This is a genomic window from Nocardia xishanensis NBRC 101358 (assembly GCF_001613365.1).
GTDB classification, from domain to species: Bacteria; Actinomycetota; Actinomycetes; order Mycobacteriales; family Mycobacteriaceae; genus Nocardia; species Nocardia xishanensis.
This window is the reverse complement of the sequence record NZ_BDCF01000001.1, coordinates 322,727-339,439: the sequence shown is the minus strand read 5'-3', so window position 1 is coordinate 339,439 and position 16,713 is coordinate 322,727. Positions and strand designations below refer to the sequence as shown.

Here is a 16,713-nt window from a genome sequence, read left to right as displayed (position 1 = left end):
GGAAAAGCCATGAGTGACAACGATGTCGACAGCGGCGCCGCGTCCGTCGCGGGGGACGACACAGCGGATGAGACGGCCGCGGTGGACGTGAAACCGGCTACGGCGGAGGGCGGGGGAAAAGCGGGGTCGGCCACCGGTGCTGCCGGTGACGCGAAACAAGCTGCGGCGGAGTCGGGTTGGCGCGATCGGCTGCGTCTTCCCGGCGGCGCGAGAGGTGTTGTCGTCGCACGCGCCGCGGTGGCCGTGCTGCTGGGCGGGGCGGTCGCTTCGACCGGCTACTTCTTCGTGCAGAACCGGGACAACGAGGCACTGCTGGAAGCCCACGAGGAGGCCAAGGCGGCCGCTTGCGCGTACGCGCCCGTGCTCGCGAACTACGACGCCAAGAATCTCGACGCCTACTTCGCCGCGGTGCTCGACGGCGCGACCGGCGATTGGAAGAAGCAGTTCGACGACACCAGCCGTGAGCTGAAAGAGGTGCTGACCCAGGGTGAGGTGGTCTCCAAGACCAATGACGTGCAGTGCGCGGTGAAGAGCGGTGACGAGACCTCCGCGGAGGCGATCGTGGTGATCGGCCAGACCATCACCAGCGTCGGCACCCAGGGCAAGCCCGCGCCAGGTCAGCTGTCCATGGTGATGCGGATGGCGAAGGTGGACGGCAAATGGCTGGTGAACAAGGTGAATTCACCACTGGTCCCGGCACCGCATCAGTAGCGCTTCGTCTCGTCCCGGGTCAGCGCGTGGTCGCCGCGGGCCGCCCGAACAGGATGACTTGCATCAGGTGGATCACCCGCGCTCGCGAGCAGATCGGGTTGTCCGGACCCAGCCACTGTCCGAGGTCGACGACGAGTGCGAAGGCGGCGTGTACCAGCACCCGCGACTCGGCGGCGGACAGTTCAGGGCGCACCCCGACGACGAGCTTGGCCCACTCTTCGACGTTGAGCCGCTGGATGTTCCGCAGCACGGTGCGGTCCTCCTGCGGCACGTTGCCGATCTCGGCGTAGTAGACGAAGGTCAGTTCCCGCTCGGCGAAGGATCCGGCCACGTACAGCTCGATCAGCCTGGTCAGGGCGCGCTCGGGGTCACCGTCGGAGGCGGCGATGGCCGGGCCGATGGCGGCCGAAACCCGGTCCGCCGCACGGCGGAACGCGGCGGCCAGGATGTCGCCCTTGCTTCGGTAGAAGCGGTAGACGGCCGAGGAGGCGGGCAGTTTCGCGGCATTGGCGATGTCCTCGACGCTCACGTTGGGATAGCCGCGTTCGTGGAACAGTTCGATGGCGCGCCGCAGCAACAGCTCGTGCTTGAAGCGCAGCGGCACCTCGGCGGCGCCGTCGCTGACGTGCGGCTCGCCGACCGGCGGCAGATCACCGCGCACCACATCCAGGCACGCCGTGCGCAGCAGCTTGGTCAGCGAACGCACCGGAATCGACACGTGGTGATCGGAGATGCTGCCGATGATGCTGAGCGCCGCAGTGGCCAGGACGATGCTGTCCGCGCCCGCCGGCTCGGGCCGCGCCTCCGCGAGCAACCCGCCGACCACTCGGTACGCCTCGATCAACTGGTCGATGAGGACCCGGTAGTCCTCCTCCTCGAGGTAGCGGCTCTGCCACCGCAGCAGGGCCGCGCCGCGGCGGTTGGCGATCGACTTCTCGATGAGCGTGTCGAGAACGTGTTCGAGCCGCAGGCTAGCGGGGGCGTCGGCGAGGTCGTCGGGCAGTTGCACGGCCTCGGCGCAGAGCGCGCTCAGTCGCAAGGCCTCCTCGCGGAACAACGCGTATTTGCTCGGGTAGTGGCGGTACAGCGCGGTGGAGCTGATGTCGAGCCGGGATGCGATCTCTTCCATGCTGACGCCGTGGTACCCCAGTGCGCCGAAGGCCTCGGCGGAGGTCGCCGCGATCTGCGCCCGCCGGTTTCGCGGCCGCCGCCGGATCACCCGGGGCGCGGCGGTCTCACCGCTCGCGCTCTCTCGCGGGGCGCGGCCTTTGTGCGCATCCATGCGGCGATGCTAACCCAAACGAATGCTCGGTAAAGCCGCCTTACTCATGCTGGAATCAAACTGAATGAAAGATCACAAACAATCGGTAACACTAGTGCTACCAAGGACGATTATAACGTTGCGGATCAGAATATTCGGTAACATCAATGGCGCGAGGAAGACCCGCGTCGCATCGCGGGGGAGTGCTCCTAGACCCGTGCGGGACGGCCGAACAGCACGATCTGCATCAGCAGCCGCACCCGATCCTGCGCCGCGAGCGGCTCGCTGCCGAACGAGCGCCCGAGATCGATGACGAGCGCGAAGGCAGCGTGGATGAGGAAGCGCGCCTCGGCGGGTGAGAGCTCGGGACGAACCTCGCGCAGCAGCTTGGCCCACTCCTCGACGCTGAGCCGCTGAATATTGCGCAGCACCGTGCGCTCCTCGGCCGGAACATGCTGGAACTCGGTGAAATACACGAACGTAAGGGCGCGCTCGGTGAACGAGCCCGCGACGTAGTGCTCGATCAGCGTGGTGAGCGCGGCTTCCGGTCCGTCCGAGCTCGCGACCGCCGGACCGATCGCCGCCGACACGCGGTCGGCGGCTCTGCGGAACGCGGCGGCCAGCAGATCGCTCTTGCCACGGTAGAAGCGGTACACCGCCGATGCCGCGGAAAGCCCTGCCGCGCTAGCGATCTCCTCGACGCTCACATTGGGGTAGCCACGCTCGTGGAAGAGCTCGACCGCCTTGTGCAGCAACAGCTCGTGCTTGAACGACTCCGGGATCTCTATCGGAGTCGCGGGTTCCGCGGTCGCCGCCGCGGGCGGCAACTCGGCGCGCACCAGCGACGAGCAAGCCGAGTCGAGAAGCCGGGCAAGGGATTTCGCGGGCAGCGCCGCGTGGTGGTCGGCGATGCTGGTGATGGCGCTGAGCAGGGCGGCGCGCAGCACCCGAACGTCGTTGTCGTCCAATTCGGGACGCAGCCCGCGCAATTCGGTGCCGAGAGCGTCGAGCACGGTGGCCTGCTGTTCGGCCAGCGTCCGCTGATCCTCCGGCTCCAGGTAGCGGCCTTCCCAGCGCACCAGCGTGACGCTCGGGCGGTTCTCGATGGTCGCGCCGATCAGTGCGTCGAGCACCAGGTGCAGGCGCTGCTCCGGAGAGAGTTCGGCGGCGTCGTCGGGCAGCTGGACCGATTCCGTCATCGCCCGGCCCACCCGCAGCAGTTCTTCCCGGAACAGCGCGTACTTGCTCGGATAATGCCGATACAGCGCGGCCGAGCTGATCCCGAGTCCGGAGGCGATGTCCTCCATGCTCACGCCGTGGTAGCCGAGCGCGCCGAAGGCGGCGGCGGACGCCGCGGCGATCTGGGCTCGCCGATTCTTGGGCCTGCGCTTGATCTCCCGTGGTGCCGAGTCGCCGCTGACTGCCTTTCGCGCCGTACGGCGATTGTCGACACTCATGCCGGACATCGTAACGACTCCGCTCGCACGGTGATTTGCCCAGGTCGCGGTACGTCGAACGGGCTGGGTGTCCTCGAGCGCTCGTCGCGGCGGTCGTATCCGTGTGGTCGGCGATACTCGGTCCGCTTCGGGACCACACGGTCCGCCGCTCGGCTCGGCGTGACGACAAGGCGGGATGCGCCGCGCCGCGCCGTTCGGAGCTCGGCGATCGCACGATCCGCACCGGGGGTACCAGTAGTTGGAGTGTATCGATCACCGAACATCGATGAACATACAGCTGTGCTGTGCCTAATAGAGGCAATAACTAGTCGAGAATGTTCGATCACTAAAACTTCCACCGGAGTCGGCGGGTCGTCGATTCGCTGGTCCGGCTTACTGGCGGTTCGGGTGGCGAGGACCCGTGGTTCCACGGGCAATAGAACGTTGAAGTTCTAGAACGTAAGAGGTATATTTTTTATGTGTGGAACGTGACTCTCTTGGCCCCGGTCATCGAGTGGTTCCTCCAATTGGAGGACGACGCGGAAGCGGTTGCGAACGCCATCGACATGTTGGCTGAGCAGGGGCCTACCCTAGGCCGCCCTACCGTGGACCGCATCAAGGGCGCACAGCTACACAACCTGAAGGAGCTCCGACCGGCTGCCACCAACATTCGAATCCTGTTCGCATTCGATCCCGAGCGGCAGGCGATTTTGCTGGTTGCGGGAGACAAGACGGGCAACTGGCAGGGTTGGTACCGGGAGAACATCCCGGTGGCCGAGCAGCGCTACAAAGGCTGGCTGAACGGCGACTACGACGAAGAAGAGGAGGAGTGACCATGGCAATCAAGGCCCAGAGCTGGAATGGGGTGCGTGCCAAGGCCAAGCTTGATCCGGCCAAGGTGCAGCAAGCCCGGCAGCGGGAACTGGATGCCCAGCGGGCCTTCCGCCTCGCTCAAGTGCGCAAGGCCCAGGCTCGCACGCAGGCCGAGATCGCGGAGGTAATGGGCGTAACCCAGACGCGTGTGTCCCGCATCGAGCGCGGGGATATGGCCCATACCGAGATCGGGACGCTGGAGGCCTACGTCGCGGCCATGGGTGGACGGCTCCGTGTGGTGGCCGAGTTCGGGGACGACACGGTCGCTCTGCATTGATGACCGCCGTGGCCTCACGGCTGTAGGCACGGCGGTGCGATTGGACAGAGATTGCCGCTGGATGCGCGCGGCCGACGCGAATACGGAGGTGCGGCTCAGCGCTTGGCCGGGCGGATCGTCGCGTACCAGTCGAGCAGGTCGGGGTCGTCCACGGCGCTACGCTCTACGACGCGCGCGGCCTCGGCGCCCTGGAACAGCTTCTTGATCGGCACCTCGAGCTTCTTGCCGGTGCGGGTGTGCGGAATGCCCGGCGCGACGAGGATCTCGTCCGGCACATGCCGCGGCGATACCTCGGTGCGAATGGTCGAGTTGATGCGTTCGCGCAGTTCGTCGGTCAACTCCGCACCCGGTGCGAGGACGACGAACAGCGGCATCCAGTAGCCGCCGTCGGGCTGTTCCGCGCCGATCACCAGCGCCTCGGTGATCTCGGGCAGCCGCTCGACGGACTGGTAGATGTCCGCGCTGCCCATCCGGATGCCGTGCCTGTTCAAGGTGGAATCCGAACGGCCGTGCACGACGATGCTGCCATGGTCGGTGATGGTGATCCAGTCACCGTGCCGCCAGATGCCGGGGAACATGTCGAAATAGGCGTCGTGGTAGCGCTTTCCGTCCGGGTCGCGCCAGAAACTCACCGGCATGGACGGCATCGGGGCGGTGATGACGAGTTCGCCGACCTCGCCGCGTACCGGCTTGCCCTCCGTGTCGAACGAGTCGAGTGCGACACCGAGGTAGGGGGCCGAGAGCTCGCCCGGCCAGACCGGCACCGTGCGGACGCCGCCGATGAAGGCCGAGACCACGTCGGTACCGCCGCTGATCGAGCCGACCGGAACGTGCTCGCCGACGTTGTCGCGCAACCACAGTGCCGAGGAAGGCGGCAGCGCCGACCCGGTGATGCCGACCATGCGCAGCGCCGCGAGATCGTGATCATCGCGTGGGACGACGCCCGCCTTGATGCATGCCAGCACGTAACCGGGGCTGGTGCCGAGCACGGTGGCCCGCGTCTCGGCCGCGATCCGCCACAGGGCATCCGGCGCGGGATAGGTCGGGCTGCCGTCGTAGGTCACTATCGTGGCGCCGACCAGCAGGCCCGCGATCTGGAAGTTCCACATCATCCAGCTCGGGCTGGTGTACCAGAAGAACGTGTCGTCTTCGCCGATATCCGATTGCAGCGCAACGGCTTTCAGGTGTTCCAGCAGCACGCCGCCGTGGCCGTGCACGATGCCCTTCGGCAGGCCGGTGGTGCCGGAGGAGAAGACGATCCACAGCGGGTGGTCGAAGTCGACCGTCTCGGTTTCGATGACCGCGGCGACATTGTCGGTATTGATCGCCTCGCCCCAGGGCATGGCGCCGGGTACCTCGAGGCCGAGCCGAGAGACCGCGACCGTCGCCCGCAGGGTGCCGAAACCCTCTTGCAGCGCGGCGATATCGGCGCGCTTGTCGTGCGCCTTGCCGCCGAACCGATAGCCGTCGGCGGTCACCAGCACGGCCGGTTCGAGCTGGCCGAGGCGATCCAGGGCGGCCTTCGGCGAGTAGTCCTGCCCGCACGCGCTCCAGATCGCGCCCAGGCTGGCGGTCGCCAGGAAGGCGATCACCGCCTCGGGGATGTTCGGCAGGTAGCCGACCACCCGATCGCCGGGCCGGACGCCCAGTTCGCGCAGGGTGCGCGCGAAGGCGGCGGTGGCGTCGATCAGCTCGACCCAGGACACCTCGCGCGTTGGCGCGTCCTCGCCGACGGCCAGGATCGCGGGCCGGTCGGTGCGGGCCTGGCGCACGATCTGATCCACGTAGTTGAGCCGCGTGCCAGGAAACCATTGCGCGCCGGGCATCTCCGTGCTCGCCAGCACCTCGCCGTCGATATCGCCGAGCTGGAAGTATTCCCACACCGCCCGCCAGAAACCGGCCAGGTCGTCCACCGACCACTGCCACAGCGAGTGATAATCCGACGTCGCGACGCCGGTGCGTGCCGCGACGAACCGCGCGAAATCGGTCACCTTGGCGTCGGCGATGTCCCGTTCGGTGGGCACCCACTGTGGTTGCACCGCAATACCTCCTGGCTCGTGGAGTGGATCAGTTGTCGGCGTGCGCGCGTCGCACGATCTGTTCGGCGTGCCGCAGTACGGGGGCGTCGACCATCCGGCCCTCGAAGGCGAAGACCCCGCGGTGCTTCGGCACCTCGTCGAGTACCCTCCTGGCCCAGGAGATCTCGTCGTCGGACGGTGCGTAGGCCGCGCGGATCACCGGCACCTGGCTCGGATGGATCGCGACCTTGGCGTCGAAACCGACGGCCACCGCATCGTCGGACTCGGCGTGCAGGCCGTCGAGATCGCTGATGTTCAGATACACCGAGTCGAGGGCGAACCTGCCGTAGGCCTTGGCCGCCAGCAGCGCCCTGGAGCGGACGTGCCGCGCCACATCGCGATAGCTGCCGTCGGCGTGCCTGCTCGCGGTGCCGCCGAGACCGGCGATCAAGTCCTCCGCGCCCCACATGACGCCGATCGCGTTGCGCGCGGTGACCGCTCGCTCGATCGCCAGCGCGCCGAGCGGCGATTCCACCAGCGCGATCACCTCGTAGTCCGCCAGCACCGTGATCTGTTCGGCGGACTCGGTTTTCGGCAACATGACGCGGCGGTAACCGGTCTCGGCCAAGGCGGCGAGATCGAGCGCGTGCTCCTCGGTGTCCGCCGCGTTGACTCGCACCACGGTGGTCTCCGGATCGAGGTGGGTGGCGATCAGGGCCGCGCGAGCCGATGGCTTGTCCGCCGCCGCGACGCCGTCCTCCAGGTCGAGGATCACCACGTCGGCGGCCGCGGCTGCCTTCGCGTAGCGCTCGGGCCGGTCGGCGGGGCAGAACAACCAGCCGGGCCCGGCCATCTGCCACGTCATGCCTGCTCCGGCGCCTTGCGGACCAGCGTCTTGCGGGTGGCCGTCGCCACCACCTCGCCGTGCTGGTTGCGGGCGGTGTGGGCGAAGGTCACGATGCCCTCGCCCGGCCGCGACTTGGACTCGCGCTTGTCGAGGATCACGGTCTCGGCGTAGATGGTGTCGCCGTGGAAAAGCGGCTTGGGGAAATTGATCTCGGAGAAGCCGAGATTCGCGACGATGGTCCCCTGGGTCAGCTGCGCCACCGAGAGCCCGACCAGCGTGGACAGCGTGAACATCGAGTTCACCAACCGCTTGTTGAACGGCGGCAGCGCGTCGCTGAAGGCCGCGTCCAGGTGCAGCGCCTGGGTGTTCATGGTCAGCGTGGTGAACAGGACGTTGTCGGCCTCGGTGATGGTGCGACCGGGCCGGTGCTCATAGACGACGTCGGTCTCGAACTCCTCGAACCACAAGCCGCGCTGGACGATTCGACGGTTTGTCACAGGCCCAGCTCCCGTCCGATCAGCATCAGCTGCACCTCCGTCGTGCCCTCGCCGATTTCCAGGATCTTGCTGTCGCGGTAGTGCCTGGCCACAGCGTATTCGTTCATGAAGCCGTTGCCACCGAAGATCTGGGTGGCGTCGCGGGCGTTGTCCATCGCGGCCTCGCTGGCCACCAGCTTGGCGATGGACGCCTGCTTCTTGAACGGCTTGCCGGCGAGCATCAGCGCGGCGGCGTCGTAGTAGGCGGTGCGTGCGGCGTGCGCGCGCGTCTCCATGCGGGCGATCTTGAAGGCGATGGCCTGGTTGCGGCCGATGGCCTGGCCGAACGCGAGCCGCTCCTTGGCGTAGCGCACGCTCTCGTCGACACACCCCTGGGCCGCGCCCACCGACAGCGCGGCGATCGCGATGCGGCCCTCGTCCAGGATGCGCAGAAAGTTGGCGTAGCCGCGGCCGCGCTCGCCGAGCAGGTTCTCAGCGGGGACGCGCACGTCGGTGAGGGTCAGCGGATGGGTGTCGGAGGCGTTCCAGCCGACCTTGTTGTAGGCGGGTTCGGCGACGAAGCCGGGGGTGTCGGTCGGCACGAGGATGGTGGAGATCTCCTTCTTGCCGCCGGTTGTTCCGGTCACCGCGGTCACCGTCACCAGCTTGGTGATGTCGGTGCCGGAGTTGGTGATGAACTGCTTGCGGCCGTTGATGATCCACGTGCCGTCGTCCAGCACGGCCTTCGTCGTGGTGCCGCCCGCGTCGCTGCCCGCGTCCGGTTCGGTGAGGCCGAAGGCGGCCAGCGAACGGCCGCTGGTCAGCTGGGGCAGCCACTCCTGCTTCTGCTTGTCGTCGCCGAAGCGGTAGACCGGCATGGCGCCCAGCGAGACGCCCGCCTCCAGGGTGATGGCCACGCTCTGGTCGACCTTGCCGAGCTCCTCGAGCGCGAGGCACAGCGCGAAGTAGTCGCCGCCCATGCCGCCGTACTCCTCGGGGAACGGCAGGCCGAACAGGCCCATATCGGCCATGCCTGCGACGACCTCGTAGGGGAAGGTGTGGTTCGCGTCGTGCTCGGCGGCCACCGGGGCCACCACCTGCCGGGCGAAATCGCGGACCGTCAGTGCCAGGTCGCGGTAGTCCTCCGGCAGCGTGCCGGTGGAGAGAAAGTCGGTCATACGGAAGTTCCTTCTCGCTCAGAGGTGTTCGTTTCGCCCGCGGCCACGATCCGGGCGAGTGGCTGGTCGAGGCGCACCTGGGCGCCCGGCGTGACCAGCACTTCGACGGTGCCCGCCACCGGCGCGGTGAGCGTGTGCTCCATCTTCATGGCCTCCACGACGACCACGGGCGCGCCCGCCGCCACCGTCGCGCCGGACGCCACCGGGACGGCGATCACCGAACCCGGCATGGGGCTGCGTATCTCGGCGTCGCCGACGTGTTCGCCGCCGCCGCGCACGTTGACTTCGGCGACCTCGCGCAGCACCGAAACGCCCGCGCGACCGGCCACCCACAGCTGTCCGTCGTGCTCGGCCACCCGGTAGTCGCGGCGCACGTCGTCGACGGTCAGCGTGAGCACGCCGTTCTCGGCGGTCCGTGCGGTGAAAGTCGCGGTCAGGGAGCGGGATTCGCCCTCGCCGACGCGGACCTGTGCCGCATCGGGACGGCCCCCGATGTAGACGTGCTCGGTGCGGTCGCCGCCGGCCAGCCGGATCGGGGTCGGCGCGGGAACACCGATCCGCCAGCCGGACGGGATATCCCACGGGCCGGACGCCTCGGCGGGCCAGCGGCGCAGCCAGTGGTAGGCGGCGGCGACCACGAATTCCTCGTCGCGCACCGGTTCGGGACGGAAGTCGCCGACCCTGCGGTCGAGCAGGCCGGTGTCGAGTCGTCCCGCGGCCACGTCCGGGTCGGCCAGCAGGAAGCGCAGGAATTCGATATTGCTGGTCACGCCGAGCAGCACGGTGTCGGCCAGCGCCCGGTCGAGGGCGGCGAGCGCCGCGGCGCGATCGTGGCCGTGCGCGATGACCTTGGACAGCATCGGGTCGTAGTCGCTGCCGACCACGGTGCCGACGCGCAGGCCCGAATCCACCCGCACGCCGGGCCTTTCCGGTTCCACCAGGTCCAGCACCGCGCCGCCGGTGGGCAGGAACCCGCGGCCGGGATCCTCGGCGTAGACGCGGGCCTCGACGGCGTGCCCGGTGAGCCGGATCTCCTCCTGGCGGGCGCCGATCTTCTGACCCGCCGCGACCCGGACCTGGCATTCCACCAGATCCACCCCGGTCACCAGCTCGGTGACCGGATGCTCCACCTGGAGCCGGGTGTTCATCTCCATGAAGAAGAACTCGTCCGGCCGGTCGGCGGAGACGATGAATTCGACCGTGCCCGCGCCGACGTAGTTCACGCTGCGCGCGGTGTTGCAGGCCGCGGCGCCGATGCGCTCCCTGGTGGCCGCGTCCAGCAGCGGCGAGGGCGCCTCCTCGATCACCTTCTGGTGCCTGCGCTGCAAGCTGCATTCGCGCTCGCCCAGGTGCAGCACGTTGCCGTACTGGTCGGCGAGAATCTGCACCTCGATGTGGCGCGGGCGGCTGACGAACCGCTCCAGGAACAGTGTGTCGTCGCCGAACGCCGCGCCGGCCTCGCGCCGGGCGCTGACCAGCGCGTCGGGCAGCAGCGCCGGGTCCTCCACCATGCGCATTCCCTTGCCTCCGCCGCCCGCCGACGGCTTGACCAGCACCGGGTAGCCGATGTCGGCGGCCGCGGCGATCAGCTCGTCGTCGGTGAGGCCGGGCTTGGCGATGCCGGGAACCACCGGCACGTCGAAGGCCGCGACGGTGTTCTTGGCGGCGATCTTGTCGCCCATGATCTCGATGGCGCGGGCGGGCGGGCCGAGGAAGACGATGTTCGCCTCGGCCAGTGCCGCGGCGAAAGCGGCGTTCTCTGAAAGGAATCCGTAGCCGGGGTGCACGGCTTGCGCGCCGGTGCGCACGGCGGCCGCCACGACCTTCTCGATGTCCAGGTAACTTTCGCGCGCGGGCGCCGGGCCGAGACGCACGGCGGTATCCGCCTCGATGACGTGCCTGGCCCCTGCGTCGGCGTCGCTGTAGACGGCGACGGAGCGAATGCCCATGGCGCGCAGGGTGCGGATGACGCGCACCGCGATCTCACCGCGGTTGGCGACGAGCACGGTGTCGAAATCGACAAGTTGAGTTCTGTTCAGGGGGATGGCAGTCGGCGAAGCCGACGGGGTGGGTGAAGGGAGCATTGCGATCACATCCGGAAGACGCCGTAGGAGACGGGTTCGAGCGGCGCCTGCGCGCAGACCGAAAGGGCAAGGCCGAGAATCGTTCTGGTGTCGAGCGGGTCGATGACGCCGTCGTCCCAGAGGCGAGCGGTGGAATAGTACGGGTTGCCCTGGTGCTCGTACTGATCGCGGATCGGCGCCTTGAAAGCCTCTTGGTCCTCCTCGGACCATGGCTGCCCGCTGCTGTCCAGCTGATCGCCGCGGACGGTGGCCAACACCGAGGCGGCCTGCTCGCCGCCCATCACCGAGATGCGCGCGTTCGGCCACATCCACAGGAAGCGCGGCGAATACGCGCGACCGCACATCGAGTAATTGCCCGCGCCGTAGGACCCGCCGATGACGACGGTGAGCTTCGGCACCCGCGCGCAGGCGACCGCGGTCACCATCTTCGCGCCGTGCTTGGCGATGCCGCCCGCCTCGTAGTCGCGTCCGACCATGAAGCCGGTGATGTTCTGCAGGAACAGCAGCGGGATCTTGCGCTTGTCGCACAGCTCGATGAAATGCGCGCCCTTCATGGCGGATTCGCTGAACAGCACGCCGTTGTTGGCGACGATACCCACCGGATGGCCGTGGATGCGCGCGAAGCCGGTGACCAGCGTTTTGCCGTATTCGGCCTTGAACTCGTGGAATCCGCTCTCGCCGTTCGCGCCGCCGTCCACGACGCGGCCGATGACCTCGCGAACGTCGTAGGGCGTGCGCAGGTCGACGGGCACCACGTCGTACAGCTCGGACTCCGGAAGCGCGGGCGGCCTGGAAGCCGTGATCTCCCACGGGCTTTGCGGCCGCGGCCCGAGCGTGGACACGATGCGGCGCACGATGCGCAGCGCGTCTTGGTCGTCCTCGGCCAGGTGGTCGGTGACGCCCGACGTGCGCGAGTGCAGCTCGCCGCCGCCGAGTTCCTCGGCCGTGACCACTTCGCCGGTGGCGGCCTTCACCAGCGGCGGGCCGCCGAGGAAGATCGTGCCCTGGTTCCGCACGATCACCGCCTCGTCGCTCATCGCGGGCACGTACGCGCCGCCCGCGGTGCACGAGCCGAGCACGGCCGCGATCTGCGGGATGCCCTTGGCGCTCATGGTGGCCTGGTTGTAGAAGATGCGGCCGAAGTGCTCGCGGTCGGGGAAGACCTCGTCCTGGCGCGGCAGGAACGCGCCGCCCGAGTCGACCAGGTACAGGCAGGGCAGCTGGTTCTGTAGCGCCACCTCCTGCGCGCGCAGGTGCTTCTTCACCGAGAGCGGGTAGTAGGTGCCGCCCTTGACCGTGGCGTCGTTGGCCACGATGACGCACTCTCGTCCCGACACCCGCCCGATCCCGGCGATCACGCCCGCGCCGGGACACTCGTCGCCGTACATCCCGTTCGCCGCGAGCGGGGAGAGCTCGAGGAACGGGCTGCCCGGATCGAGCAGCTGGTCCACTCGCTCCCGGGGTAGCAGTTTGCCGCGCGCGATATGCCGCTCCCGCGCCTTGGCGGGCCCGCCGAGCGCGGCCGCGGCCAAGCGCGCGCGAAGGTCGCCGGTGAGCGCCTCGTGCGCGGCGCGGTTGCCGACCTCTTGGGTAACCGTCATCACGTCCGCCGTCCAGTTAGTCGCCGATAACTGGAATTCAGGTTAATATCTATTAACCGAGTTGTCCACATCGGGTGAAAGGAGCGGGTGTGACCGGCGCGGAAGCTGTGACACTCACCCGCCGCGAGCAGCTGAAGGCGGAGCGGCGCAAGCAATTGCTGGAGGCGGGAGCCCGGCTGATCGCGGACCGGGGCTTCCTCGGCGTGCGGCTCGACGACCTCGGCGCGGCCGTCGGCATCAGCGGCCCCGCGGTCTACCGGCACTTCCCGAACAAGGAGGCGCTGCTCGTCGAGCTGCTGGTCGGGGTCAGTCAGCGACTGCTCGCGGGCGGCCGGTCGGTGGTGGTCGGCGCGGACTCCGCCGAGGCGGCGCTGGAAGGACTGGTCGACTTCCACCTGGACTTCGCGTTCGGCGAACCCGAACTCATCCGCATCCAGGACCGCGACCTGGACAACGTGCCCGCCGGACCGCGGCGCGAGCTGCGGCGCACCCAGCGCCAGTACGTCGAGGTCTGGGTCGAGGTGCTGCGCAAACTGCACCCCCTGCTGCCCGAGGAGGGGGCGCGGGTGCAGGCGCACGCCGCGTTCGGCCTGCTCAACTCGACCCCGCACAGCGCGCCCCCGGCGACCGCCAGCAAAGCGAGGCCGATCCTGCGCGAGATGGCGCTGCTCGCGCTGAGCCGAACCGCCTGATCGCGCGCCGATCGGCCGTCGCACGCTCATCGAGCGCTCCAGCCTCCGTCCATCGTGTAGGAGGCGCCGGTGACCATGCCGGCGTGCGGTCCGGTGAGCCAGCCGACCAGGGAGGCGACCTCGTCCGGTTCGACGAGGCGCTTGACGGCGCTCTCGGTGAGCATGATCTTCTCGATCACCTGCTGCTCCGGAATACCGTGTGTCCTGGCCTGATCGGCGATCTGCTTGTCCACCAACGGCGTGCGTACATAGCCAGGGTCGACGCAATTGCTGGTCACGCCGTGCGCGCCGCCCTCGAGCGCGGTCACTTTGGACAGTCCTTCCAGCGCGTGTTTCGCCGTCACGTACGCGGCCTTGTACGCCGAGGCGCGCAACCCGTGCACCGACGAGATGTTGACGATGCGCCCGAAACCGTTGCGGTACATGTGCGGGAGCGCAGCGCGAACGAGCAGGAACGGCGCCTCGACCATCAGGGCGAGGAGGTCGCGGAATTCCGCGGGCGGGAAGTCCTCGATCGGGTGAATGCGCTGCACACCGGCGTTGTTCACCAGCACATCCACCTCCAGTCGTAGCTCCTCCAAGGCGGTGACGTCGAGAAGGTCGACGACCCAAGCCTTTCCGCCGATCTCGTTCGCCAGCTTTCGCGCGCCGTCGCCGTCGATGTCGGCCACGGTGACCTCGGCGCCGCGCGCCGCGAGTTCCCGCGCGCACGCCGCGCCGATGCCGCTCGCGCCGCCGGTGACCAGGGCGCGCCGTCCGAACAGGTCGGTCATCGAGCGCTCACCTCGGCGTCGGCCCGGTCGACGGCCTGTAGGTCGAGACCCTTGGTCTCCCTTGCGAAGAGCACGGCGACCGCGGTGACCGCCGCCGCCCCTGCCAGATACCAGGCGATCGGCACCGACGAGCCGAAGCTGTCCAGCAGCCGGACGGCGATGATCGGCGCGAGCGAGCCGGCCACGATGGAGGTGACCTGGTACCCGAGCGACACCCCGGAATACCGCATCCGGGTGGGGAACATCTCCGCCATGATCGCGGGCTGGGCCGCGTACATCAGCGCGTGGAAGACCAGCCCGATGATGATGGCGGACATGATGACCGCGTGGTTCTTGCTGTCCATCATCGGGAAGGCGAAGAAACCCCAGCTGCCCGCGGTGAGCGCGCCCACGAAATACACCGGCCGCCTGCCGAACCGGTCGGACAGGTTCCCGGCCAGCGGGATGGCGGCGAAGTGCACCGCGTGTGCAGCGAGCAACCACCACAGGATGGTCTTGGTGTCCGCGCCGACGTGCACCTTCAGGTAGGTGATGGAGAACGTGACCACCAGGTAGTACATGATGTTCTCGCCGAAGCGCAGACCCATCGCGGTGAAAACGCCTCGGGGATAACGCTTCAGCACTTCCACCACGCTGAACGAGGTGGCCTCGCGCTGTTCCGCATCGCGCTGGGCCTCCAGGAAGATCGGCGCGTCGGTGACCTTGGTGCGAATGTAGTAGCCGACCAGCACGACCACCGCCGACAACCAGAACGCGACTCGCCAGCCCCAGGACAGGAATGCCGCGTCCGACAGCGTCGAGGTCAGCGCGAGCAGCACCACGGTGGCGAGCAGATTGCCCGCGGGCACGCCGGCCTGCGGCCAGCTCGCCCAGAAGCCGCGGCTGCGGTTGGGACTGTGTTCGGCGACGAGCAGCACCGCGCCGCCCCATTCGCCGCCCACCGCGAAGCCTTGGATGAAGCGCAGCGCGACCAGCAGTGCGGGCGCCCAATAGCCGATCTGTCCGAACGTCGGCAGGCAGCCCATCAGGAATGTCGCGGCGCCGACCAGCACCAGGCTGAACTGCAGCAGCTTCTTGCGGCCGTACCGGTCGCCGAAGTGGCCGAAGACGATGCCGCCGAGCGGTCGCGCCGCGAAGCCGACCGCGTACGTGACGAACGCGGCGAGAATCGCGTCCAGGTCGCTGGTGCCCTTGGCGAAGAACACCTTGCTGAAGACCAGCGTGGCGGCGGTGCCGTAGAGGAAGAACTCGTACCATTCGACGACCGTGCCCGCCATCGACGCGGCGACCACCCGCCGTAGTCCGGCCGGCGCCGGACCGGGATCGCTGTCGGTCGCCCGCAAGGTATCGCGCACGCTCATCGAACTCTCCTTCATGACCGGGACCACATCACCCCTCATCTGTGATGCGGCCCACATGTTGTGGCGAGAACGAGTATTCGTGCAGATCTCTGTCGCTCGCAATGCCCAGATGTGCACGACCAATCTGCAATCATGCAGACATGAGCCCGGCTTCTCCTGGATTCGGCCGCCGCCCCAGCGCAGATGACCTGCTGGTGCTGCTCGCGGTTGGCCGGTCCGGTCGTTTCGTGTCCGCCGCCGACGAACTCGGCATCAACCACACCACCATCTCGCGCCGCATCACCGCCTTGGAGAGAACGCTCGGCGGGCGCGTGCTGACCAGGGTGACCGGCGGGTGGGAACTCACCGATCTCGGACGCGACGCGCTGGCGGCGGCCGAAGCCGTCGAATCGGCGGTCAAGTCGCTCACCGCGGACCCGGCGGGCAACCGCACGCTGGAGGGCGTCGTGCGCATCTCGGCGACCGACGGTTTCAGCGCTTACCTCGCCGCGCCCGCCGTGGCGCAGGTGCAGCGCAGGCATCCGAAGATCGCCGTCGAGATCGTGACCGCCACGCGTCGCGCGTCCCAGCAGCGCTCGGGATTGGACATCGAAGTAGTCGTCGGCGAGCCACAAGTGCACCGGGCCAAGGCGATTCGACTCGCCGACTATCGGCTCGGACTGTATGGATCGCGACAGTACTTGCGCGAGAACGGAATACCCGGCGCGATCGAGGACCTCGCCAGGTACCCGCTCGTCTACTTCATCGACTCCATGCTCCAAGTCGACGACCTCGATCTGGCCTCCAGTTTCGCCCCTGCGATGCGCGAATCCGTCTCCTCCACAAACGTTTTCGTGCACGTCGAGGCGACCCGAGCCGCGGCGGGCTTGGGCCTGCTGCCGTGCTTCATGGCCGACCGGCACGACGACCTGGTGCGTGTCCTACGCGACGAGGTTTCGGTACAGCTGGCCTACTGGCTCGTGACGCGGACGGAGACCCTGCGCAGACCGGAAGTCGCGGCGGTGGTGGATGCGATTCGGGAGCGGGCCCGGGAACAGAAGGCGATGTTGCTGGGGGAGGACGGGTAGGGAGGGGTTCTCCATGAATTGTCGAGCCGCCATGACACCACTGCGGCTCAGATGACGA

15 protein-coding genes are annotated in these 16,713 nt (G+C 68.2%); 5 read left to right on the top strand and 10 right to left on the bottom strand.

The features are described 5' to 3' along the window. Nucleotides 1-9 precede the first annotated feature (9 nt). On the top strand, nucleotides 10-711 hold the full coding sequence (locus NX1_RS01440) for an Rv1363c family protein (protein WP_245668260.1): 702 nt from the start codon (nucleotides 10-12) through the stop codon (nucleotides 709-711). A gap of 19 nt (nucleotides 712-730) precedes the next feature. Here NX1_RS01440 and NX1_RS01435 read toward each other — a convergent pair whose 3' ends face one another. Together NX1_RS01435 and NX1_RS01430 are read right to left on the bottom strand one after the other, a co-directional pair. Next, nucleotides 731-1,993, bottom strand: a complete 1,263-nt coding sequence (locus NX1_RS01435) for a TetR/AcrR family transcriptional regulator (RefSeq protein WP_068052354.1) — start codon at nucleotides 1,991-1,993, stop codon at nucleotides 731-733. Between the two features lie 188 nt (nucleotides 1,994-2,181). Beyond that, nucleotides 2,182-3,429 carry a TetR/AcrR family transcriptional regulator gene (locus tag NX1_RS01430; RefSeq protein WP_068052352.1) on the bottom strand — a complete coding sequence of 416 codons (1,248 nt, stop codon included), beginning with the start codon at nucleotides 3,427-3,429 and terminating at the stop codon, nucleotides 2,182-2,184. A gap of 467 nt (nucleotides 3,430-3,896) precedes the next feature. Here NX1_RS01430 and NX1_RS01425 point away from each other — a divergent pair, with 467 nt between their 5' ends. After that, nucleotides 3,897-4,241, top strand: a complete 345-nt coding sequence (locus NX1_RS01425; RefSeq protein ID WP_245668273.1) for a type II toxin-antitoxin system RelE/ParE family toxin — start codon at nucleotides 3,897-3,899, stop codon at nucleotides 4,239-4,241. Nucleotides 4,242-4,243: 2 nt separating this feature from the next. Beyond that, nucleotides 4,244-4,558: a helix-turn-helix domain-containing protein gene (locus NX1_RS01420; RefSeq protein ID WP_373864850.1), complete on the top strand. Its 315-nt coding sequence runs from the start codon at nucleotides 4,244-4,246 to the stop codon at nucleotides 4,556-4,558. 95 nt (nucleotides 4,559-4,653) lie between these two features. On the opposite strand, the gene NX1_RS01415 is transcribed toward NX1_RS01420, so the two are convergent. The 6 genes from NX1_RS01415 to NX1_RS01390 are packed head-to-tail and all read right to left on the bottom strand — an operon-like array spanning nucleotide 4,654 to nucleotide 12,762. Next, nucleotides 4,654-6,597, bottom strand: coding sequence for an acetoacetate--CoA ligase (locus NX1_RS01415; protein WP_068052342.1), 1,944 nt, complete (start codon nucleotides 6,595-6,597; stop codon nucleotides 4,654-4,656). 28 nt (nucleotides 6,598-6,625) lie between these two features. After that, nucleotides 6,626-7,441 (bottom strand): HpcH/HpaI aldolase/citrate lyase family protein, encoded by an 816-nt coding sequence (locus NX1_RS01410; protein WP_068052340.1) that lies wholly within the window; start codon nucleotides 7,439-7,441, stop codon nucleotides 6,626-6,628. After that, a complete protein-coding gene (locus tag NX1_RS01405) occupies nucleotides 7,438-7,920 on the bottom strand; it encodes a MaoC family dehydratase (protein WP_068052338.1) in 483 nt (160 codons plus the stop codon). The genes NX1_RS01410 and NX1_RS01405 overlap by 4 nt, the downstream gene beginning before the upstream one ends. Continuing rightward, on the bottom strand, nucleotides 7,917-9,077 hold the full coding sequence (locus tag NX1_RS01400; protein ID WP_068052333.1) for an acyl-CoA dehydrogenase family protein: 1,161 nt from the start codon (nucleotides 9,075-9,077) through the stop codon (nucleotides 7,917-7,919). Before NX1_RS01400 ends, NX1_RS01405 begins: the two co-directional genes overlap by 4 nt. Further along, nucleotides 9,074-11,161, bottom strand: coding sequence for an acetyl/propionyl/methylcrotonyl-CoA carboxylase subunit alpha (locus NX1_RS01395; RefSeq protein WP_084500858.1), 2,088 nt, complete (start codon nucleotides 11,159-11,161; stop codon nucleotides 9,074-9,076). The genes NX1_RS01400 and NX1_RS01395 overlap by 4 nt, the downstream gene beginning before the upstream one ends. Nucleotides 11,162-11,166: 5 nt before the next feature. Further along, nucleotides 11,167-12,762, bottom strand: coding sequence for a carboxyl transferase domain-containing protein (locus NX1_RS01390; RefSeq protein ID WP_068052330.1), 1,596 nt, complete (start codon nucleotides 12,760-12,762; stop codon nucleotides 11,167-11,169). An 89-nt stretch (nucleotides 12,763-12,851) separates the two neighbouring features. On the opposite strand from NX1_RS01390, the gene NX1_RS01385 reads away from it, so the two are divergent. Next, entirely contained in the window at nucleotides 12,852-13,454 is a 603-nt protein-coding gene (locus NX1_RS01385; protein WP_068052327.1) for an SACE_7040 family transcriptional regulator, read from the top strand. Between the two features lie 26 nt (nucleotides 13,455-13,480). Here NX1_RS01385 and NX1_RS01380 read toward each other — a convergent pair whose 3' ends face one another. Beyond that, complete coding sequence (locus NX1_RS01380; protein ID WP_068052324.1) at nucleotides 13,481-14,227, bottom strand: 3-hydroxybutyrate dehydrogenase; 747 nt, start codon at nucleotides 14,225-14,227, stop codon at nucleotides 13,481-13,483. Beyond that, nucleotides 14,224-15,588: an MFS transporter gene (locus tag NX1_RS01375; RefSeq protein ID WP_068052867.1), complete on the bottom strand. Its 1,365-nt coding sequence runs from the start codon at nucleotides 15,586-15,588 to the stop codon at nucleotides 14,224-14,226. Before NX1_RS01375 ends, NX1_RS01380 begins: the two co-directional genes overlap by 4 nt. Before the next feature lie 140 nt (nucleotides 15,589-15,728). Here NX1_RS01375 and NX1_RS01370 point away from each other — a divergent pair, with 140 nt between their 5' ends. Further along, nucleotides 15,729-16,655 carry a LysR family transcriptional regulator gene (locus NX1_RS01370; protein WP_245668259.1) on the top strand — a complete coding sequence of 309 codons (927 nt, stop codon included), beginning with the start codon at nucleotides 15,729-15,731 and terminating at the stop codon, nucleotides 16,653-16,655. Nucleotides 16,656-16,713: the final 58 nt, after the last annotated feature.